Origin of the sequence: Streptomyces sp. SYP-A7185 (assembly GCF_046103685.1) — a bacterium.
Taxonomy (GTDB): Bacteria; Actinomycetota; Actinomycetes; order Streptomycetales; family Streptomycetaceae; genus Streptomyces.
The window spans coordinates 4,752,890-4,773,758 of the sequence record NZ_CP122310.1 but is presented as its reverse complement, the minus strand read 5'-3'; the positions used below and the strand labels follow the sequence as shown (position 1 = coordinate 4,773,758).

Below are 20,869 nucleotides of genomic sequence, written 5' to 3'. Positions count from 1 at the left end.
TCGTCATCCACCTTTACCCAAAGCCATTCCATCGGGTGACCGCTGGCCCATCCGGCTGACGATGCCCGGCACCCCAACTAGGGTGCGGCGCAAGCGGTTCAGGTGCCCAGAGCCAAACAGACCACCGGCATTGCGATGTCGGTGGCGGGTGCCACAGTGGGGGAGTGAGCAAATCCATCGGCGGCTGCCGTCCGCCCGTAGTCCCGGCTTCCGGCCGGGTCGCAGGCGGCGCAGGCAGCAGGGGGTGACATCGGTCGTGTCAGGTACGGGTGTGGAGGTGGGCGTGCAGTCCGCACGTTCCCAGGCGCTCGCCGTGCTGCGCATCCGCAGCAGGGCGTTGGCCGTCGCACTGCTGCCCGCGGCCGTCGCCGTCGTGCTGATCGCGGGCGGGATCACGGGCCATATGACCGGCGGGAGTTGGGACGTCGTGCGCGGCGTCGTGACGGCTCTCGCCGTCGTCGTGCTGCTCGCCGCCGCAGGCGTCGCCCTCGTGGTCGCGCGGTCCAGGCCGGCCGTCAGCCCGACGGTCCCGATCGCCGAGGGTTCGGCCCCCGATCTGTATCGCCTGGTGCGGGATCTCGCCGACCGTCTCGACGTGCCCGCGCCCTCGGCGATAGCGCTCACCCCGGACTGCGACAGCTGGCTGGAGGACCGCACCCACCCCGCGCACGGCCCGCCCGCGGAGGCCTCGACCCCCCAGCAGCCGAAGACGGAGGGCAACGGCGTACGGGACGGTCGCCCCGCCCCGCGGCGCCCGGCCCCCGTGGCTCCGGTGCTCGTCATCGGCTCCCCGTTCCTGTGGTGGATGCGGGTCGGCGAGCTGCGCGCGGTGCTCGCCCCGGTCGTGGCCGGTACGGGGCCCTCGGCGCACCCCGACATAGCCGCGGCCCGCCGTTTCATCCGCGGGCTCGACGCCGCGGTCGCGGTCACGTCCGCCCCGGGCCGCGGCCCGCTGGTGCGTACGGTCCTCGGCGGTGTCGGCTGGGTGGCGCGGCTGCTCCTGCGCAGCTGCCGGGGGCACGCGGGCGAGATGGAGCGCGGGGTCGCGGCGGCCGCCGCCGAGCGCGCCCAGGCCGTGGACTACGGCGTGCGGATCGTCGCCCAGGAGCAGGTGGGCCTGGCGTACGCCGGGTGGGACCGCCTCCTCACCAAGGTCGCGCTGCCCGCCTGGCGGATGGGCCGCTGGCCTTCCCGTCTCGACGCGGGTGTCGTCTCCGCCCTCACCGAGCTCTCCCGCAGGGACCGCCTGGCGGAGGGCTTCACCTCCCGCCTGGGCGAGCGCCCCGCCTGTGACCTCCTGGAGGAGCCGGGCTCGGTGGACGAGGCGGCTTCGCTGCTCGCCGCCCGCCTCTTCCACGGCGGCCCCGCCGAGCAGAGCCCCGACTGGGCGCCGGTGGCGTGGCAGGAGTATCCGGACGAGGTCGTGGACCGGAAGTGGCGCATGGACGCCGCCCGCCTGCACCGCGTTCTGGACTCCCTGGGCATCAGCCACTCCGCCGACCCGACGACCCCCGACTCGGACGGACCGACGCTGGGCCGTGTCCTGGACCACCTGACGGCACGGGCCACAGAGGGCTCAGAGGCGGCAGAGACCGCAGGGCTTGCCGAGGCCGCAGAGGCCGCAGAGCCCTCCGAGGCCGCAGAGGGCGCCGAGACCGCCCGAGCGCCCCACCCGGGCCACGACCAGCTGGACCCGCGGGGCCACCAGGACCACCAAGGCGTCCAGGACCACCAAGGCGTCCAAGGACACCAAGGCCACCAAGCCCCCACCACCCCCGGCAGCGAAGAAGCCGCGTCCACCGACGCCTCCGCAGCAGCCCGCATGTTCGAAGACCCCGCAGACGCCGACCTCGACGCCGACGCCGACAGCCCCGGCGGTCTCCTGGCCGCGGGCCTCACCGCGGAGATCGCCCGCGAGGAAGCCGCGGCCCCGCCGCGCCCCGCGCCCACGGGACAGGGCCCGGACGACGCGCTCTGGGACGACGGCATGCTGCCGCTGTTCCCGCTCCAGCCGCCGCGCACGGGACGGGAGTTGCTGGCCGACCACGTCACGGCGCTGGTCTGCTGCGCGGCCGTGGACACGGCGGGCGCCGCCCCCGGTCTCGACTGGCTCGACGGCCCGGCCCTCCTGATCGACGGCGAGCGGGCGGCAGACCTCACGCCGCACGTCCGCAGCCTCGTGGAGGACGGCGACCCCATCCCGCTGCGGGGCTGGCTCGCCCGCCTGGGAGTCCGCCCGGAGAAGCCGGTCCGCCTGGTCTGAGCCGAGGACGACCTCCGAGGAGACTCCTCACCTCACCTCACCTCACCACCCCCGGCCCCCTCACCCCTGACCCCCGGGGCCCGGCCCTCCCTCGCCCCCGGCGCCCCCGGCGCCCCCGGCGCCCCGCGCCCCCGCCTCCGGAACGCTCCCTTCCGTTCTCGTCGATTAGCGACGAACGGTGATGGAGTGCGTGCGTAATGTGATGTGCTGGGATCGACCGCGATCCACACGGGCCGTCAGCAACACCCATACGGCAACCCGGCACCACAAGAGACGGCACCACAAGAGACGGCACCACAAGAGACGGCACCACAAGAGACGGCACCACAAGAGACGGCACCACAAGAGACGGCACCACCCAAGGCCGCCCCACAGGAAGCCGCACCACAAAAGACCGCACAGACCGCACCACAAAGAACCGCACCGCACACAGCGCAGAGCACTCGGGGGAGCAGCGAGGGAGGGGTACACGCATGGGGTCGGAGCAGATCCGCAGGTGGGAATCGGGCGCCCTGGCGCACGCCGTGACCGACCCCTTCGGGCAGGGGCCCCTCCCCTGGCTCCGAGGCGCCGAGCACTACTTCGACGACACGGGCCAGGTCGTCCCCTGGTACGTCGACCACGCCCCCGCCCCCGGCGCACGGAACATCCCGGCCCCCCGCAACCGCGTCCGTACGAACGGCCCCCGCACCGCCGACGACGTGCGCGGCCAGATCAAAGGCTTCGCGTCCACCGGCGCCGCCGCACCCGGCGAGGCGATCGACTTCCACGTGACGGTCGACCCGCCCCAGCAGTTCAGCGTCGACATCTACCGCATCGGGCACTACGGCGGCGACGGCGCCAGCAAAATCAGCACGAGCCCCCGCCTGTCCGGCATCGTCCAGCCGCCCCCGCTCGCCGCCGACCGCACGGTCTCCTGCCACCACTGGTGGCTCTCCTGGCGCTTGCAGATCCCCAGTTACTGGAGCGTCGGGGCGTACGTGGCGGTCCTCACCACGGTCGACGGATACCGCTCGCACGTCCCGTTCACGGTCCGCGACGACCACCGCGCCGATCTGCTCCTGCTGCTCCCGGACATCACCTGGCAGGCGTACAACCTCTATCCCGAGGACGGCCGCACGGGCGCGAGCCTCTACCACGCGTGGGACGAGAAGGGCCGGCTGCTCGGCGAGAGCGAGGCCGCCCACACGGTCTCCTTCGACCGTCCGTACGCGGGCGCGGGCCTGCCCCTGCACGTGGGCCACGCCTACGACTTCATCCGCTGGGCCGAGCGGTACGGCTACGACCTCGCGTACGCCGACACCCGCGACCTGCACGCGGGCCGCATCGATCCGACCCGCTACCGGGGGCTGGTCTTCCCGGGCCACGACGAGTACTGGTCGACGAACATGCGCCGCACCACGGAGCAGGCCCGCGAGCACGGCACGTCCCTGGTCTTCCTCTCCGCCAACACCATGTACTGGCAGGTGGAGTTGGGTCCTTCGCCGTCCGGTGTGCCGGACCGCCTGCTGACCTGCCGCAAGCGCCACGGCCCCGGCCGCCCCGCGCTCTGGCGGGAGCAGGACAAGGCCGAACAGCAGCTCCTGGGCATCCAGTACGCGGGCCGGGTCCCCGAGCCGGCCCCGCTCGTCGTGCGCAACGCGGACCACTGGCTGTGGGAGGCGACCGGCGCGCACGAGGGGGACGAGCTCGACGGTCTGGTGGCGGGCGAGGCCGACCGCTATTTCCCGCGCACCGCGCTGCCGGAGCACCAGGGCCGCATCCTCCTCGCCCACTCCCCGTACGAGGATTCCGAGGGCGCCACCCGCCACCAGGAGTCGTCCCTCTACCGCGCCCCGTCGGGCGCCCTGGTCTTCGCCTCGGGCACCTTCGCCTGGTCACCGGCGCTCGACCGCCCCGGTCACGTGGACACACGCGTCCAGCGCGCCACGGCCAACCTCCTGGACCGCATCTGCAAACGCGACTGACGCCCACCGGCATCCCCCTGGCCGCGAGCCCTCTCCCCATGCGGGAGAATCAGCAGCATTCAGTCAGAACCACGGGGAGGAACCGTGTCCGGATTCGTAGAAAAGCCCGAGCCTCTTCAGGTGCCGGGCCTGGTGCACCTGCACACCGGCAAGGTGCGCGACCTGTACCAGAACGAGGCGGGCGACCTCGTGATGGTCGCGAGCGACCGCATGTCCGCCTACGACTGGGTGCTGCCCACGGAGATCCCCGACAAGGGCAGGGTCCTCACGCGGCTCTCCCTGTGGTGGTTCGACCAGCTCGTCGACGTCGTCCCGAACCACGTCATCTCCACCGACCTGCCGCCCGGCGCCCCCGCCGACTGGGAGGGCCGCACCACGGTCTGCAAGTCCCTGGAGATGGTCCCGGTCGAGTGCGTGGCCCGCGGCTATCTGACGGGCTCCGGCCTGGTCGAGTACGAAGCGTCGCGCACCGTCTGCGGTCTCGCGCTGCCCGACGGCCTCAGCGACGGCTCGGAGCTGCCCGCACCGATCTTCACGCCCGCCACGAAGGCCGCGGTCGGCGAGCACGACGAGAACGTGAGTTACGAGGAAGTCGCCCGCCAGGTGGGCGCGGACACGGCGGCGCAGCTGCGCCAGACGACCCTCGCGGTCTACGGCCGCGCGCGGGACATCGCCCGCGAGCGGGGCGTGATCCTCGCCGACACGAAGTTCGAGTTCGGCTTCGACGGGGACACGCTGGTCATCGCCGACGAGGTCCTGACCCCGGACTCCTCGCGCTTCTGGCCCGCGGACAGCTGGCAGCCGGGCCGCGCCCAGCCGTCGTTCGACAAGCAGTTCGTCCGCGACTGGCTGACCTCGCCGGCCTCCGGCTGGGACCGCAAGAGCGAGCAGCCGCCGCCCCCGCTCCCGCAGGACGTGGTGGACGCCACGCGCGCCAAGTACATCGAGGCGTACGAGCGGCTGACCGGCACCGCCTGGTAGCGGAAGCCCGGCGGCACGCAGCGGCAGCACACAGCGCCAGACACGAAGAACCCCCGGGCCGAAAGGCACCGGGGGTTCTTTTCGTGGAGCGGACGACCAGGTTCGAACTGGCGACCTCAACCTTGGCAAGGTTGCGCTCTACCAACTGAGCTACGTCCGCGCTGCGCCGAAGCGCGATGCCAACTATACCCAACCTCGCTCGCGTGCGAGACGCACCGCGGCATGACGGTTCTCGGCCCCGGTCTTCGTGACGGCGGACGAGAGGTAGTTGCGGACGGTCCCCTGGGACAGCGCGGCCCGCTCGGCGATCTCCGCGACGGGCGCCCCGTCGGCGGCGAGTTCGAGCACCTCGGCCTCGCGGACGGTCAGCGGGGAGTCCCCGGCGGAGATCGCGTCGGCGGCCAACTCCGGGTCCACATAGCGGTTACCGGCGTGAACGGTCCGGATGATCTCGGCGAGGCGCTGTGCGCTCACCGTCTTCGGTACGAAGCCCCGTACGCCCACGGCGAGTGCCCGCTTGAGATGACCCGGTCTGCCATGACTCGTCACGATCATGGTGCGGCAGGACGGCAGTTCGTCCCGCAGGGATGTGGCCACCGTCACACCGTCGGCGCCCGGCATCTCCAGGTCGAGCACGGCCACGTCGGGCCGGTGCGCCCGTGCCATGGCGAGGGCCTCGGGCCCGGTGGCCGCCTCGGCGACCACGACGAGGTCGTCCTCAAGGGCGAGGAGTGCGGCGAGGGCGCCGCGGATGAGGTGCTCGTCGTCGGCGAGCAGCACACGCAGGCTCATCGCGTGACCCTTTCGGCGTCCTGGTGGTGGTCGGGATCCTGTCGGGTGCCGTCCCGGTGGTGGTCGTGGTCCTGCCGGGTGCCGCCCCGGTGGTGGTCGTGGTCCTGCCGGGTGCCGTCCTGGCGGTGATCCGCCCGCAGCCGGGTGATCGGCACCTCCGCGGCCAGCCGGAAGCGCCCGTCGCCGCAGGTGAAGTCCAGCGTCCCGGCCACCGCGGCGAGCCGCTCCCGCAGCCCGGCGAGGCCGGAGCCGGCGCGGCCCTCCGGCGGGGCGTCGGGCACGCCGTCGTTCTCGACGACCAGCGACGTACGGTCGTCGGCGATCGTCAGGGTGATGTCGCACCGCTGCGCGTCCCCGTGCCGCAGCACGTTGGTGGTCGCCTCGCGCACGACCCACCCCAGCGCCGACTGCACCGGGACCGGCAGCCCCGCGGACGACCCGCTCACCCGGCAGTCGATCCCGGCCGCTTCGAGGACCCCTTGCGCACCGGCGAGTTCGACCGCGAGGTCGGCTTCCCGGTACCCCCGGACCACTTCCCGCACCTCCCGCTGCGACTCCTGCGCGATGCGCTGCACCTCGACCATCTGGTCGACGGCTTCGGGCCGCCCCCGCCTGGCCAGCTGCACGGCCAGCTCGCTCTTCAGCGCGATGACGGCGAGGTTGCGCCCCATCACGTCGTGCAGGTCCCGCCCGAACCGCAGCCGCTCCTCGGCCACCGCGAGCCGGGCCTCGACCTCGCGGGCCCGCTCGCCCTCCCACATCACGGAGAGCGTCCAGGCGCCGCAGCGCGAGGAGAGCAGGGAGACCAGGGCGCCCAGGGCGATCATCAGGGCCACGCCCACGAGCCGGCCGTCGCGCACGCCGACCGCGGCGGCCCCGGCCACCGTGGCGGCGTCGATCACGGCGAACCGGACGAGGAAGGTGCGGATGGGCACGGAGAAGGCCAGCGACTGCCCGTAGGGCATCACGGCGAACAGCGTGGCGAGCGTGAGCACCTCGGGCTCGGCCCCGTGCGCGGCCTCCAGTGCGAGCACCAGGCCCAGCGTCGTGACCAGGAGCGCGAGCGACACGGCGAGGTCGCGGCGGGGCGGCTCCGCGCGCTCCAGGAAGTGGTCGAGGGAGCGGCGCAGCGTGCGGTTGACGTGCACGCACTGCACGACGGCCACGGCGATCAGCGTGCTGCCGAGGGCCAGCGGGGCGGTCTGGTGTTGCAGGGCCACTCCCAGCGGCACCGCGCCCCAGCTGACGAAGAAGAGCCAGGGCATGGCGTGCCACATGGCCATGCTCTGGAACTCGACCTTCTCGATCTTGCTGCGCTCGTGCCAGCCGCGCTTCAGCCCCCGGATTCGGCCGATCACGTCGTGACCCCTTTGTTTTGCGTCAGGTGTGTCGTGGCCCGCTCAGCGCCGCGGTTCCCAGCGGAACCACCGTCGTACAGCAAACACCGAGACCACGGCCCAGGCCACAGCGACCGTCAGGGCGGTCACGGTGTCGGAGGCGGAGAGGTCCCCGGTCCAGCCGCCGCGCACCAGCGTGATCACCGGGCTCAGCGGAAGCAGCTCGGCGACCGAGGCCAGCTTGTCGGGCATGACCTCGAAGGGGATGAAGAGGCCGGAGCCGAACATCGAAAGGAACATCAGCGGCATGCTCATGACCTGCGCGGACTCCGCGGACCTGCTGAAGCTGCCGGTGACCGCGGCGAGCGCGGTGAACGTCACGAGCCCCAACAGCAGCCCGATGACGGCGAGATGCGGCGCGCTCGGCGCTCCCGCGTCGAGGAGCACCGCACAGCCGACCGCGAGCAGGACGGACTGCGTCACGCCGATGGCGACCGAGGGCAGGGCGGCGCCGGCGAGGATCTCCGGGTCGCGCAGCTCACCGGTGCGCAGCCGCTTGAGCACGAGCTCCTCGCGGCGGGCGACGTACACGGCGGTCAGCGCGGAGTAGACGGCGAAGAGCAGCGAGAAGCCGATGGCACCGGGCAGCACGATCGTGCCGACCGTGAGCCCGGTCCCCTTGAGGTCCATGCCCTCCGCGGCCTGCCGGACACTGACCGGCAGGACCAGCGGCACGAAGAGCGCCGCGAACAGCGTGCCCTTGCTGCGGCCGAGGAGCGTCAGCTCGGCTCGCGCGAGTGCGGTCATGCGCCGGGCGGGGGTCGTCACCGCTTGCGGGGCCGATGTCAGGGCGCTCATGCCACCGTCTCCTTCTCCGCGGCGTCGGCCGCGCTCTCGGCGTCCCGTGCGATACGCAGGAAGGCCTCTTCCAGGGAGGCGGCCCGTACGTCGAGTCTGCCGAGCTCGACGTTCGCGTCCCGCGCCCACAGCAGCAGCCCGGTGGCCGCCCGCTGCAACTCGTGCGTCCGCAGCCGGACCCGGCCGCCGAGGACCTCGTGCCCGCTCACGCCGAGCTCGCCGAGCGGCGGCAGATCCCCGACGAAGTACCCGGCGGGCAGTTCGAAGGAGACGTGCGAGGGCTGCTCGGCCACCACGTCGGCGACCCGGCCCGCGGACGCGATCCGCCCCTCGTGCAGGATCGCGAGCCGGTCGGCGAGGTTCTCGGCCTCTTCGAGGTAGTGCGTCGTCAGCAGCACGGTCGTGCCGTTGTCGCGCAGGGCCCGCACCAATTCCCAGGTCTCGCGGCGCCCTTCGGCGTCGAGTCCGGTCGTCGGTTCGTCGAGGAAGAGCACTTCGGGCTTGCCGATGAGGGCGGTCGCGAGGTCGAGCCGGCGCTTCTCGCCGCCGGAGAGCATCTTCACGCGGACGTCGGCCCGCTTGCGCAGGCCCACCATCTCCAGGGCCTCGGCGGTGGGGCGCGCGCCGCTGGTGCACGCGGCCCACATCCGTACGGTCTCCGCGACGGTCAGCTCGGAGGGGAAGCCGCCTTCCTGGAGCATCACGCCGATCCGGTGGCGCACGGCGCCCCGCTCGGCGTACGGATCGTGCCCGAGCACCCGCACCCGCCCCCCGGCGGGTGCGGCGAGCCCTTCGAGGAGCTCGACGGTGGAGGTCTTTCCGGCGCCGTTGGTCCCGAGCAGCGCGAAGAGCTCACCCCGTCCGACGGAGAACGAGACTCCTCGGACCGCCTCGAAACCGCCCCCGTACACGCGCCGCAGATCGGTCACGTCGATCACTTGGTCAGTCATGAGAAGAGCGTCCCCCGGCCACGGGCGCCGGAGCAGTGCGCGCTGTCACGGGCTCGCATGACAAATGTCAGACGCGGCCGAAGAAACCTCGCGCCACGATCGGCGTCACGCACGAAGACCGGCGCCACGCACGAAGACCGGCGCCACGCACAAAGAAGGCCCCGGTCGCGATGACCGGGGCCTTCTTCTCTGGAGCGAACGACGAGGTTCGAACTCGCGACCTCAACCTTGGCAAGGTTGCGCTCTACCAACTGAGCTACGTTCGCATTGCCTCCGACCAGCTCTCACTGATCGGCGCGAGCACCAGCCTACCGCACTCGAAAGAGTGCCTGATCGGCGATGCAGAGCGGGTGACAGGAATTGCACACTGCGCCTTCCCCCTGGAAGGGGGATGTTCTACTACTGAACTACACCCGCAAGACTCCGTGAGGTTCGGGCCTTTCGGCCTTGCCCCTCGGCGTGGTCCAAACTCTAGCCGACCGTCGGGGGTGCAGGTCAAGTCGGTTGCCGAGGGGCCCTTCTGGCAGGGCGTCCGCCCAGGTCAGTTGGCTGCCTCGAAGGCCTCGTAGACCTTCTTCGGGATGCGGCCGCGCGGCGGCACGTCCATCTGGTGCGAGCGGGCCCAGGCGCGGACGGCCGCGGGGTTGGCCGCCACCGTCGTGTGCTTGAAGGCCTTGCCGGACTTCGACTGCTTGCGGGCCACGTCCAGGTACGGGGCGAGTGCCGTGCGCAGTTTCTTGGCATTGGTTTGATTGAGGTCGATCTCGTACGACTTGCCGTCCAGACCGAAGGCGATCGTCTCCGCCGCTTCCCCGCCGTCGATGTCGTCAAAGAGAGTGACTACGACACGCTGCGCCACGAATATCGGTCCCTTCGTGCGGCTCCACCGCAGTTGACGTGCGGTGATGCCGGCTGTCCGGCTGTTATGGGGCACTGTTATGTGCAAAGGATCGGCCAATGCCTTTTCCTTTGTACAGTGCCTGGCATTGCATTGTGAAGCCCGACTAAATCCCCCCGCGTGTCCGGACGCAATGATGATGCGTGATCTTTTCCTGGATTTTTCGCGAAGGTGCCCCGTTCGATACACGAGTATGCGTCGGAACGTGACCGTCCTCACGTAGGTTTCTACGAATCTACGCGAGTAGAATTTTTGTGCGGGTAGTCTGAAGGGACCGCTCAGCCAGCACCACACACCGGGAGTGCCAGTGGCACGCGTCGTAGTCGACGTCATGCTCAAGCCGGAGATCCTCGACCCCCAGGGCCAGGCGGTGCAGCGTGCACTGCCGCGCCTCGGATTCAAGGGGATCGCCGACGTACGTCAGGGAAAGCGCTTCGAACTCGAGGTGGACGGGCCCGTCGATGACGCGGCCCTCGCCCGTATCCACGAGATGGCGGAAACCTTCCTCGCCAACACCGTGATCGAGGACTTCTTCGTAAAGGTGGAGGAAGAGAAGTGACTGCTCGAATCGGAGTCGTCACTTTCCCCGGAACGCTCGACGACCGCGACACCCAGCGCGCCGTCCGCGTCGCCGGCGCCGAACCCGTGCCGCTCTGGCACCGGGACAAGGACCTGAAGCAGGTCGACGCCGTGGTGCTTCCCGGCGGATTCTCGTACGGCGACTATCTCCGGGCCGGGGCCATTTCACGGTTTTCGCCCGTCATGGAGTCGGTCATCGAGCAGGCGAAGGCCGGCATGCCGGTCCTCGGCATCTGCAACGGCTTCCAGGTGCTCACCGAGTCGCACCTGCTGCCCGGCGCGATGCTGCGCAACGACCACCTGCACTTCATCTGCCGCGAGCAGAAGCTGCGCGTGGAGAGCGACCGGACCGCCTGGACCGCCGACTACGAAGCCGGCCAGGAGATCCGCATCCCGCTCAAGAACATCGACGGCAAGTACACCGCCGACGAGCGGACCCTGGACATGCTGGAGGCCGAGGGGCGCGTCGCCTTCCGGTACCTGGACGGCAACCCCAACGGCTCGCTCCGTGACATCGCCGGCATCACCAACGAGGCCGGCAACGTCGTGGGCCTCATGCCGCACCCCGAGCACGCCGTCGAGCCGCTGGTCGGCACCGGTCGCACCGACGGCCTGGGATTCTTCACCTCGATCCTGAAGAAGCTGGTCAACGTCTGATGACTCTGGACACCGTCAAGCACGCCGCCGAGACCCCCGAGGTCAAGCTGCCCTGGGCCGAACTGGGCCTGAAGGAAGACGAGTACGCCCGCGTACGCGAGATCCTGGGCCGCCGTCCCACCGGCGCCGAGCTCGCCATGTACTCCGTCATGTGGTCCGAGCACTGCTCGTACAAGAGCAGCAAGGTCCACCTGCGCCAGTTCGGCGAGAAGGCCCCCGAGGCTGATACACCGGGAGGGGGCGCCATGCTCGTCGGCATCGGCGAGAACGCCGGCGTCGTCGACGTCGGCAACGGCTACGCGGTCACCTTCAAGGTCGAGTCGCACAACCACCCCTCGTACGTCGAGCCCTACCAGGGCGCGGCCACCGGTGTCGGCGGCATCGTCCGCGACATCATCGCGATGGGCGCGCGCCCGGTCGCGGTCGTGGACCCGCTGCGGATGGGCGCCGCCGACCACCCCGACACGAGGCGTGTCCTGCCGGGCGTCGTCGCGGGCATCGGCGGCTACGGCAACTGCCTGGGCCTGCCGAACATCGGCGGCGAGCTCGTCTTCGACGCCTGCTACCAGGGCAACCCGCTGGTCAACGCCGGTGCCATCGGCGTCATGCGGCACGAGGACATCCACCTCGCGAAGGCTTCGGGCCCGGGCAACAAGGTCATCCTCTACGGGGCCCGCACCGGCGGCGACGGCATCGGCGGCGCGTCGATCCTCGCCTCCGAGACCTTCGACGACACGAAGCCGTCGAAGCGTCCGGCCGTGCAGGTCGGCGACCCCTTCCAGGAGAAGCTCCTCATCGAGTGCACCCTGGAGGCCTTCGCCGAGAAGCTCGTCGTCGGCATCCAGGACCTCGGTGCCGCAGGCCTCTCCTGCGCGACCTCGGAGCTGGCGTCCAACGGCTCCGGCGGCATGCGCGTCGAGCTGGACGACGTACCGCTGCGCGACTCCACGCTCACTCCCGAGGAAATCCTCATGAGCGAGTCGCAGGAGCGCATGTGCGCGGTCGTCGAGCCCGAGAAGGTCGAGCGCTTCCTCGCGATCTGCGAGAAGTGGGACGTCATCGCCACCGTCGTCGGTGAGGTGACGGACGGCGACCGCCTGGAGATCTACTGGCACGGCGAGAAGATCGTCGACCTCGACCCGCGCACCGTCGCCCACGACGGCCCGGTCTACGAGCGCCCCTACGCCCGCCCGTCCTGGCAGGACGCCCTCCAGGCGGACGACGCGAACAAGCTGCCCCGCCCGGCCACCTCGCAGGAGCTGCGCGACCAGGTGCTCGCGGTCGTCGCCTCGCCGAACCAGGCCTCCAAGGCATGGGTGACGGACCAGTACGACCGCTTCGTGCAGGGCAACACGGTGCTCGCGCAGCCCGAGGACTCCGGCATGGTCCGCATCGACGAGGAGACCGGCCTCGGCGTCGCCCTCGCCAACGACGGCAACGGCCGCTACTCGAAGCTCGACCCGTACGCGGGTGCGCAGCTGGCCCTGTCGGAGGCGTACCGCAACGTCGCCGCGACCGGTGCCAAGCCGCTCGCCGTCTCGGACTGCCTGAACTTCGGTTCGCCCGAGGACCCGGACGTCATGTGGCAGTTCGCCGAGACCACCCGTGGTCTCGCCGACGCCTGCCAGATCCTGGGCACCCCGGTCACCGGCGGCAACGTCTCGCTCTACAACCAGACGGGCGAGGCGGCGATCCACCCGACGCCGGTCGTCTCCGTCCTCGGTGTGATCGACGACGTGGCGCGCCGCACGCCGATCGCCTTCGCCGAAGAGGGCCAGCTCCTCTACCTGCTCGGTGACACCACCGAGGAGTTCGGCGGTTCGGCCTGGTCGCAGGTCGTCCACGACCACCTCGGCGGGCTTCCCCCGAAGGTCGACCTGGAGCGTGAGCGGCTGCTCGCCGAGATCCTGATCTCGGGCTCGCGCGACGGCATGATCGACGCGGCGCACGACCTGTCCGACGGCGGCCTCGCGCAGGCCCTCGCCGAGTCCTGTCTGCGCGGCGGGAAGGGCGCGCGCCTGGTCGTCCCGGACGGCCTGGACGCGTTCACGCTCCTGTTCAGCGAGTCGGCCGGCCGCGCGGTCGTGTCCGTGCCCCGCTCCGAGGAGCTGCGCTTCACGGACATGTGCGGGGCGCGCGGCCTGCCGGCGACCCGCATCGGCGTGGTCGACGGCGAAGCGGTGGAGCTCCAGGGCGAGTTCACCCTGCCGCTGTCCGAGATCCGCGCGGCGCACGAGGGCACCCTGCCGGGGCTCTTCGCCTGACGGATTCAGCCGTACGTGACGGAAGGCCCCACCCGGCGGGAGACCGGGCGGGGCCTTCCGCCGTGTGCGGGCCGGGGACGGGCCCGGTCCGGGCACCGCGCGGGCGGAAGCCGCCCCGGTACCGTGACCTGCATGACTGAGGAGCTGGGGCTGCGCGCGCGCAAGAAGAGGCAGACCGCGTCGCGGATCTGGCGGGCGGCCGTGGACCTCTGCTCCGAGCGCGGCTTCGACCACGTCTCCGTGGCGGAGATCGCCGAGGCGGCCGACGTGTCCAAGATGACCGTCTTCAACTACTTCGGCACCAAGGAAGGCGCGATCGTCGGCCCGATGGAGGAGCACGTCGGCGACCCGGCCCGCGCGGTGCGCGACCGGCGGCCCGGCGAGTCAGCGGTCGAGGCGATGCGCGGCCGGTTCCTGGAGCAGATCGCCGGGCGCGACCCGTCGATCGGCCTCAGCGGCGATCCGCGCGCCCTGAAGGTGCGCCAGCTCATCAGCGAGACGCCGACCCTCGCGCACCGCATGGTCGGCTTCCACATGCGCAGCGTCCAGCTCCTCGCGGACGCGCTCGCCGAGGAGACGGGAGACATGCTCCTGGCCCGCGTCGCCGCCGCCCAGCTGATCGGCGCCCGGAACGCGCTCATCGTGGAGAACCAGCAGCGCACCCTGGCCGGCGACCCGCTCGACGAGATCGCGAAGGACTGCGCCGAGTCCGCCGAGCGCGTCTTCGGCCAGGTGGAAAAGGGTCTCCAGGGCTACCCCGGGAAGAATTAGGCTCGGCCCATGCCCCCGGCCAAGAAGCGCACGCGTTCGTACGACCCCGCCAAGATCCGCACCGCCGTGCGCGCCCAGTTCGGGAACGTACGGGACGCCGTCGGCGCCCTGGAGCCCGAGCAGCTCGCCCTGCCGACCAGGCTCGGCGACTGGACCGTCCGCGAACTGGCCGCGCACCTCACGACGGCCCTCGGTGCCGTCACCCGCTTCCTCGCCATGCCGCAGCCCGCGGCACGCGAAGTCGCCCTGCTGGACTGGCCGTTCGCGACCGCCTCGGCCGCGGAGCAGGTCGACGAGGCAGCGCGGTCCTTCGCCGCCCAGGACCTCACCGAGCTGTACGCCCACACCCTCACCGGCTTCGAGGCGTCCCTGCCCGACGTCACCGAGGGGCGGCTGATGCCCACCCGGTTCGGCGCGATGACCCTCGACGACTTCCTGGTCACCCGGACGGTCGAACTCGTCGTCCACACCGACGACCTGAACGACGCGGTGCCGGGCCTCGACGTCCCGTACGACCGGCAGGCCCTGGCCGCCTGCACCCGGCTGCTCGCCGACGCCCTCGCGGTGCAGGCGCCCGGCGGCGCCGTCGAGGTCAGGATCCCGCCGTTCGCGGTGGTCCAGTGCGTGGCAGGGCCCCGGCACACCCGCGGCACCCCGCCGAACGTCGTCGAGACCGACCCGCTGACCTGGATCCGCCTCGCGACCGGGCGCACGGAGTGGAAGACGGCGCTGGACGCGGCGAAGGTCAGCGCGAGCGGGGAGCGGGCCGACCTGGCGGGGCTGCTTCCGGTCATGAGCTAGCGGGGTCTTGGGAGCGGGGCCCGGCAGGCGCGAGGGGAACCGGATCACCCACTTGTCCCGTCAGACCGGCATGCAGAAGCAACGACTGACTCCGACCGTCATGGCCCTGGCCGCCGCGGGCATGCTCACCGCGTGCGGCACCGAGACCGGCTCAGGCAGCGGGTCCGTCGGGTCTCAGCCGAGTCTTTCCGGCGTCCACTGGAGCGTCGAGAGCGTCACGGTGGACGGCAAGAAGCAGCAGGCCCCGGCCGACGCCTACGTGAAGATCGGCAAGGGCAGGGCCGAGGGCAACTACGGCTGCAACGGCTTCACCGCGGACGTCTCGACCAAGGGCGACACCGTCGACTTCGCCGACGCGCTCTCCACCAAGCGCGGCTGCGCCGAGCAGGACTTCGAGGACGCCTTCAAGGGCGCCCTCGGCAAGGGAGAGCTGAAGGCCGCCGTCGAAGGCGACCGGCTGACCCTCACCACCGACAAGGGAGACCGCGTGGCCCTCACCTCGGAGCCGGACGTCCCGCTGACGGGCACCAAGTGGGAAGTGAACGCCGTCGGCGACGGCGAGACCACGGCATCCCTGCCGAAGGACGTGCTGGGCAAGGCCCATCTGACCTTCGGCGAGGACGGCACCGTCCGCGGCAAGCTCGGCTGCAACACCGTCACGGCCAAGGCCGAGGTGACGGACGGGCACATCACCCTCGGCGCTCCCCGGACCACCCGGATGATGTGCCAGGGAGCGGAGGGCGAGACCGAGAAGAAGCTCCTGAAGCTCTTCGACGGCAAGGTGAGCTACCGCCTGAGCCACGACGGTCTCTCGCTCACCGCCGCCGACGGCACGGTCGTCAGCGCGAACGCCGCCGACCCGAAGAAGCCGTAGCGCGACGCGGCGGGCGCGCCGGGGGCCCCGTTCAGGCCGCCGGGTACGGCAGCAGCCCCTTGTCCGTCTTCTCCCACGCCGCCTTCAGCTCGGCGAGCAGCTTCGGCTCGCCCGGCGCCCGGTCGGCCTGCTCGCGCTGATCGGCGGCGAGGTTGAAGAGCTGGTCCTTGCCGCCCTTGCCCCGGTAGTACTTCCACTCCCCGCGCCGCAGGGCCCGCTCCCCGCGCACCCGCCAGAACAGCTCCCGCTCGGCGAGCTTCTCGCCCTTCAGGAGGTAGGGCGCGAGGCTCGTCCCGTCCAGCGCGTAGGCGGGGTTCGGCCGCGCCCCGCCGATCTCCAGGAGCGTCGCCGTCCAGTCCGGGGTGAACACCGGCTCGTGGCTGACCTGCCCGCCGTCCAGGCGCGCGGGCCAGCGCACGATGGTCGGCACGCGGATGCCGCCCTCCTGGAGCGAGGACTTGTTGCCCGACAGGGGCCAGTTGTACGAGAAGCGCTCGCCGCCGTTGTCGGAGGCGAAGAAGACCAGGGTGTCCCGCTCCTGGCCGGACTTCTTCAGGGCCTTCAGGACCTCGCCCACCGAACGGTCCAGATCCTGCACCATCTCCGTGTACTTCTCGACGGACCCGCCGTCCTGGTGCCAGAGCGCGCCCTTCTCGCCCGCCTTGATCCGCCGTACGATCTCGGCGCTCTCCTCGGTGTCGCCGTCGGCTATCCACGGCCAGTGCGGGGTGGTGAAGTTCAGGTTGAGCAGCCAGGGCTTCTCGCCGTGGTCCCGCCGGACGTACTCGCTCGCCCGCTCGGTCAGGATGCGCGTGTAGTAGCGCAGGTCCTTGTACTCGGCGTCGCCCTCGTAGAGGTCGTACTCACCGCCGAGCCCCAGCTTCGAGTAGTACTCGAGGGCTCCGCCGAAGTTCCCGAAGAACTCGTCCCAGCCCGACTTCGTGGGCGAGTAGTCCGGCAGATAGCCGCAGTGCCACTTGCCGATCAGCGCGGTCGCGTACCCCGCGTCCCGCAGCAGCGAGGCCAGCGTCGGATGCGTCGGCTCCAGGCCCACGGACTTGTCCGCGATCGGCTCCGCGAGCCCGCCCTCCGTACGCCCGGGCAAGCGCCCCGTGTAGAGGCTGAACCGGGTCGGCGAGCAGGTCGCGGACCCGGAGTAGGCGTCCGTGAACCGCACGCCCTGGCGCGCGAGGCGGTCCAGGTGGGGGGTCTTGATGTGCGGCGACCCGTACGAGGAGAGGTCGGCCCAGCCCAGGTCGTCGCCCAGGATGAACAGGATGTTCGGGCGGCGGCCGCCGCGGCGCGGGGCCGCGCGGAAGGGCCGCTCCCGGGCCTCGGCGGCGGCGGGCAGCCCCACCGCGGCGGCGGCACCGGCTCCCACCGCGCCCCCGAAGGCGCGGCGGGACAGGGCGGACTGGTCGTACGAAGGCATGGCGGCGCTCCTGAAAAGGGGCACGGCGCGGCAGGGGCACGTACCCGGAGTCGGTGAAAACTGGAACGGAGGGTGAGCTCAGCCGGCGCTGCGACAGATGGCGCTCGCGACACGGACCAGGTCGACGTGGCGGCGCTCCACAAGGGTGACCGAGGGGTCACCGAGGGGCTTCAGGGGCATGGACCAGGAGCTTCACGGGACCCGGTGGGCCCTGTCAACGCTCTTGCTCACCTGTTCACAAGGGCTTCGTACTCCCCGAGGGCACGAGGGGTGCGCCGGGGCCGCGACTACGCTCCGTGCGGGGCCCGTATCCCCAATTCGGACCAGTGGTCGATCTCGCCTACACTCGATGTCGTGCCACGTGGTGACGGTCGACTCAATCATGATCTGCTCCCCGGCGAGAAAGGCCCCCAGGACGCTTGCGGCGTCTTCGGTGTCTGGGCTCCGGGTGAAGAGGTCGCCAAGCTCACTTACTTCGGGCTGTACGCCCTCCAGCATCGAGGCCAGGAGTCCGCGGGAATCGCGGTCAGCAACGGCTCCCAGATCCTTGTCTTCAAGGACATGGGGCTCGTGTCCCAGGTCTTTGACGAAACCTCTCTCAGCTCGCTCCAGGGTCACATCGCGGTCGGTCACGCCCGCTACTCGACCACCGGGGCCTCCGTATGGGAGAACGCCCAGCCGACGTTCCGTGCCACCGCGCACGGTTCCATCGCGCTCGGGCACAACGGCAACCTCGTCAACACGGCCCAGCTCGCCGAGCTGGTCGCCGAACTGCCCAAGGAGAACGGCCGCGCGACCCAGGTCGCGGCGACCAACGACACCGATCTGGTGACGGCTCTCCTCGCGGGCCAGGTGGACGACGACGGCAAGCCGATGACCATCGAAGAAGCCGCCATCAAGGTCCTCCCGGACGTGCAGGGCGCCTTCTCCCTCGTCTTCATGAACGAGCACACGCTCTACGCGGCCCGTGACCCGCAGGGCATCCGCCCGCTGGTCCTCGGCCGCCTGGAGCGCGGCTGGGTCGTGGCGTCGGAGTCCGCGGCGCTCGACATCTGCGGTGCGAGCTTCGTCCGCGAGGTCGAGCCCGGCGAGTTCATCGCGGTCGACGAGAACGGACTGCGAACCTCCCGATTCGCGGAAGCGAAGCCCAAGGGCTGTGTCTTCGAGTACGTCTACCTCGCGCGCCCCGACACGGACATCGCCGGCCGGAACGTCTACCTCTCGCGCGTCGAAATGGGCCGGAAACTCGCCGCGGAAGCTCCCGTCGAGGCCGACCTCGTCATAGCGACGCCGGAGTCCGGCACACCCGCCGCGATCGGTTACGCGGAAGCCTCCGGCATCCCCTTCGGCGCCGGCCTGGTGAAGAACGCCTACGTGGGCCGGACCTTCATCCAGCCCTCGCAGACGATCCGCCAGCTCGGCATCCGGCTCAAGCTCAACCCCCTCAAGGAAGTCATCAAGGGCAAGCGCCTGGTCGTCGTCGACGACTCGATCGTCCGCGGCAACACCCAGCGCGCCCTGGTCAAGATGCTCCGCGAGGCCGGAGCCGCCGAGATCCACATCCGGATCTCGTCCCCGCCCGTGAAGTGGCCCTGCTTCTTCGGCATCGACTTCGCGACCCGCGCCGAGCTCATCGCCAACGGAATGACGATCGACGAGATCGCCACCTCCATGGGCGCCGACTCCCTGTCGTACATCTCCATCGACGGCATGATCGAGGCCACGACCATCGACAAGCCGAACCTGTGCCGCGCCTGCTTCGACGGCGTGTACCCGATGGACCTCCCCGACCCCGAGCTGCTGGGCAAGCAGCTCCTGGAGACGGAGCTGGCCGCCGGTCCGGCGTCCACGGCAGCGGCCGACGCGATCCGTCGCCCGTAAGCCCCGTAGTAACGACACGAAAGTTCTCACCTCACATGTCTGAGACGACTGGTGCCAGCTACGCCTCCGCAGGCGTCGACATCGAGGCGGGCGACCGCGCCGTCGAGCTGATGAAGGAGTGGGTGAAGAAGACGAAGCGCCCCGAGGTCCTCGGCGGCATCGGCGGCTTCGCCGGACTCTTCGACGCCTCCGCCCTCAAGCGCTTCGAGCGCCCCCTGCTCGCCTCCGCCACCGACGGCGTCGGCACGAAGGTCGACATCGCCCGCCAGCTGGGCGTGTACGACACCATCGGCCACGACCTGGTCGCGATGGTCATGGACGACATCGTGGTGTGCGGCGCCGAGCCGCTCTTCATGACCGACTACATCTGTGTCGGCAAGGTCCACCCCGAGCGTGTCGCGGCCATCGTGAAGGGCATCGCCGAGGGCTGCGTCCTCGCGGGCTGCGCCCTCATCGGCGGCGAGACCGCCGAGCACCCGGGTCTGCTCGGCCCGGACGACTTCGACGTCGCGGGCGCCGGCACCGGCGCGGTCGAGGCCGACCGCGTGCTCGGCCCCGATCGCATCCGTAAGGGGGACGCCGTCATCGCGATGGCCTCCTCGGGTCTTCACTCGAACGGGTACTCGCTCGTCCGGCACGTGGTCTTCGACCGCGCCGGCTGGGCCCTGGACCGCCGTGTCGAGGAGTTCGGCCGCACGCTCGGCGAGGAGCTCCTGGAGCCCACCAAGATCTACTCCCTGGACTGCCTGGCGCTCACCCGCACCACGGACGTCCACGCCTTCAGCCACATCACGGGCGGCGGCCTCGCGGCGAACCTGGGCCGGGTCATCCCGGACGGTCTGCACGCGATCGTCGACCGGGGGACCTGGACGCCCGGCGCGGTCTTCGACGTGGTCGGCAAGGCCGGTCAGGTCGAGCGCCTGGAGCTGGAGAAGACGCTGAACATGGGCGTCGGCATGATGGCGATCGTCCCCGAGGAGTCCGCCGAGGCGGCCCTCACGACCCTCGCGGACCGCGGTGTGGAGGCCTGGATCGCCGGTGAGATCACCGAGCGCGGCGAGCACACGACCGGCGCTGAGCTCATCGGTGACTACGCGAAGTAAGCCCCGCAGGGCAGCACAAAACCCGGTCCGGTGTGGTGACCACCCCGGACCGGGTGAGGTGCAGTTGCTACGAGAACTGCGAATACTGCGAGTGCTGCGAATGCAACGAGGTCAAGCGCCGCGGCGCTGCGACGAAGGACCGGACTCGTCGGCTGAGTCCTCGTCTTCGTCGTCGTTATACAGATCCGCGTACTGGGCGTACGGGTCGTCTTCCTCGTCGTCGTCTTCGAACGGCTCGCCATTCGGCGGCTGTTGCGAAGTCGAAGCGCCCAGCTCATTGGCCAGACGCGAGAGGTCAGTCCCGCCGCTGCTGTACTTCAGCTGGCGGGCGACCTTCGTCTGCTTGGCCTTTGCCCGGCCGCGCCCCATGGCTCGACCCCCTCGGATATGGGGCTTGGTGACCCCAGAGTCTTGACACGCGTTCATGATCAGGAACGGGCTCTCCGTGGAGAGGCCGGTCC

At 70.9% G+C, this 20,869-nt stretch carries 19 protein-coding genes and 3 tRNA genes; 11 read left to right on the top strand and 11 right to left on the bottom strand.

Translation table 11 applies throughout. From position 1 onward, the window contains the following. The first annotated feature begins 256 nt into the window (after nt 1-256). The 3 genes from QBL25_RS20865 to QBL25_RS20855 all read left to right on the top strand — a co-directional run bounded on the left by QBL25_RS20865 (nt 257) and on the right by QBL25_RS20855 (nt 5,211). Nucleotides 257-2,263: a hypothetical protein gene (locus QBL25_RS20865; protein ID WP_409058543.1), complete on the top strand. Its 2,007-nt coding sequence runs from the start codon at nt 257-259 to the stop codon at nt 2,261-2,263. 473 nt (nt 2,264-2,736) lie between these two features. Continuing rightward, entirely contained in the window at nt 2,737-4,230 is a 1,494-nt protein-coding gene (locus QBL25_RS20860) for a N,N-dimethylformamidase beta subunit family domain-containing protein (RefSeq protein WP_409058542.1), read from the top strand. A gap of 84 nt (nt 4,231-4,314) precedes the next feature. Next, nucleotides 4,315-5,211 (top strand): phosphoribosylaminoimidazolesuccinocarboxamide synthase, encoded by an 897-nt coding sequence (locus QBL25_RS20855; protein WP_409058541.1) that lies wholly within the window; start codon nt 4,315-4,317, stop codon nt 5,209-5,211. An 84-nt stretch (nt 5,212-5,295) separates the two neighbouring features. Here the strand turns inward: QBL25_RS20855 and QBL25_RS20850 are convergent. The 8 genes from QBL25_RS20850 to QBL25_RS20815 all read right to left on the bottom strand — a co-directional run bounded on the left by QBL25_RS20850 (nt 5,296) and on the right by QBL25_RS20815 (nt 10,007). Beyond that, nucleotides 5,296-5,371: transfer RNA gene (locus QBL25_RS20850), tRNA-Gly, on the bottom strand. Nucleotides 5,372-5,394: 23 nt separating this feature from the next. Beyond that, nucleotides 5,395-6,003 carry a response regulator gene (locus tag QBL25_RS20845; RefSeq protein WP_409058540.1) on the bottom strand — a complete coding sequence of 203 codons (609 nt, stop codon included), beginning with the start codon at nt 6,001-6,003 and terminating at the stop codon, nt 5,395-5,397. Then, complete coding sequence (locus tag QBL25_RS20840) at nt 6,000-7,361, bottom strand: sensor histidine kinase (RefSeq protein WP_409058539.1); 1,362 nt, start codon at nt 7,359-7,361, stop codon at nt 6,000-6,002. Before QBL25_RS20840 ends, QBL25_RS20845 begins: the two co-directional genes overlap by 4 nt. A gap of 42 nt (nt 7,362-7,403) precedes the next feature. Next, entirely contained in the window at nt 7,404-8,198 is a 795-nt protein-coding gene (locus tag QBL25_RS20835) for an ABC transporter permease (RefSeq protein ID WP_409058538.1), read from the bottom strand. Next, nucleotides 8,195-9,148 (bottom strand): ABC transporter ATP-binding protein, encoded by a 954-nt coding sequence (locus QBL25_RS20830; protein ID WP_409058537.1) that lies wholly within the window; start codon nt 9,146-9,148, stop codon nt 8,195-8,197. Before QBL25_RS20830 ends, QBL25_RS20835 begins: the two co-directional genes overlap by 4 nt. Before the next feature lie 190 nt (nt 9,149-9,338). Beyond that, nucleotides 9,339-9,414 (bottom strand) — tRNA-Gly (locus QBL25_RS20825). Between the two features lie 79 nt (nt 9,415-9,493). Then, nucleotides 9,494-9,565: transfer RNA gene (locus QBL25_RS20820), tRNA-Gly, on the bottom strand. 124 nt (nt 9,566-9,689) lie between these two features. Further along, the gene (locus QBL25_RS20815) at nt 9,690-10,007 is read right to left on the bottom strand and encodes an Lsr2 family protein (RefSeq protein ID WP_409058536.1); all 318 of its coding nucleotides are present in this window, start codon (nt 10,005-10,007) and stop codon (nt 9,690-9,692) included. A 346-nt stretch (nt 10,008-10,353) separates the two neighbouring features. On the opposite strand from QBL25_RS20815, the gene purS reads away from it, so the two are divergent. From purS to QBL25_RS20785, 6 genes are all read left to right on the top strand, one after another. Then, nucleotides 10,354-10,605: a phosphoribosylformylglycinamidine synthase subunit PurS gene (purS, locus tag QBL25_RS20810; RefSeq protein ID WP_135332092.1), complete on the top strand. Its 252-nt coding sequence runs from the start codon at nt 10,354-10,356 to the stop codon at nt 10,603-10,605. Next, nucleotides 10,602-11,282, top strand: a complete 681-nt coding sequence (gene purQ / locus QBL25_RS20805) for a phosphoribosylformylglycinamidine synthase subunit PurQ (protein WP_409058535.1) — start codon at nt 10,602-10,604, stop codon at nt 11,280-11,282. The genes purS and purQ overlap by 4 nt, the downstream gene beginning before the upstream one ends. Continuing rightward, nucleotides 11,282-13,546: a phosphoribosylformylglycinamidine synthase subunit PurL gene (gene purL / locus QBL25_RS20800; RefSeq protein WP_409058534.1), complete on the top strand. Its 2,265-nt coding sequence runs from the start codon at nt 11,282-11,284 to the stop codon at nt 13,544-13,546. The genes purQ and purL overlap by 1 nt, the downstream gene beginning before the upstream one ends. 132 nt (nt 13,547-13,678) lie before the next feature. Next, nucleotides 13,679-14,317, top strand: coding sequence for a TetR/AcrR family transcriptional regulator (locus tag QBL25_RS20795; protein ID WP_409058533.1), 639 nt, complete (start codon nt 13,679-13,681; stop codon nt 14,315-14,317). A 9-nt stretch (nt 14,318-14,326) separates the two neighbouring features. Further along, the gene (locus QBL25_RS20790) at nt 14,327-15,118 is read left to right on the top strand and encodes a sterol carrier family protein (RefSeq protein ID WP_409058532.1); all 792 of its coding nucleotides are present in this window, start codon (nt 14,327-14,329) and stop codon (nt 15,116-15,118) included. Nucleotides 15,119-15,188: 70 nt separating this feature from the next. Continuing rightward, the gene (locus tag QBL25_RS20785; RefSeq protein ID WP_409058531.1) at nt 15,189-15,992 is read left to right on the top strand and encodes an META domain-containing protein; all 804 of its coding nucleotides are present in this window, start codon (nt 15,189-15,191) and stop codon (nt 15,990-15,992) included. Nucleotides 15,993-16,023: 31 nt separating this feature from the next. Here the strand turns inward: QBL25_RS20785 and QBL25_RS20780 are convergent, their stop codons facing one another. Beyond that, entirely contained in the window at nt 16,024-17,424 is a 1,401-nt protein-coding gene (locus QBL25_RS20780; RefSeq protein WP_409058530.1) for a sulfatase, read from the bottom strand. 78 nt (nt 17,425-17,502) lie between these two features. Further along, complete coding sequence (locus QBL25_RS20775) at nt 17,503-17,604, bottom strand: putative leader peptide (protein ID WP_409058529.1); 102 nt, start codon at nt 17,602-17,604, stop codon at nt 17,503-17,505. A gap of 174 nt (nt 17,605-17,778) precedes the next feature. Between QBL25_RS20775 and purF the strand changes: the two genes are divergently transcribed. Continuing rightward, nucleotides 17,779-19,305, top strand: coding sequence for an amidophosphoribosyltransferase (gene purF / locus QBL25_RS20770; protein ID WP_409058528.1), 1,527 nt, complete (start codon nt 17,779-17,781; stop codon nt 19,303-19,305). A gap of 35 nt (nt 19,306-19,340) precedes the next feature. Then, nucleotides 19,341-20,408: a phosphoribosylformylglycinamidine cyclo-ligase gene (gene purM / locus QBL25_RS20765; RefSeq protein ID WP_409058527.1), complete on the top strand. Its 1,068-nt coding sequence runs from the start codon at nt 19,341-19,343 to the stop codon at nt 20,406-20,408. A 111-nt stretch (nt 20,409-20,519) separates the two neighbouring features. Here the strand turns inward: purM and QBL25_RS20760 are convergent, their stop codons facing one another. After that, nucleotides 20,520-20,777, bottom strand: a complete 258-nt coding sequence (locus QBL25_RS20760; RefSeq protein ID WP_160505941.1) for a DUF3073 domain-containing protein — start codon at nt 20,775-20,777, stop codon at nt 20,520-20,522. Between the last annotated feature and the right edge of the window lie 92 nt (nt 20,778-20,869).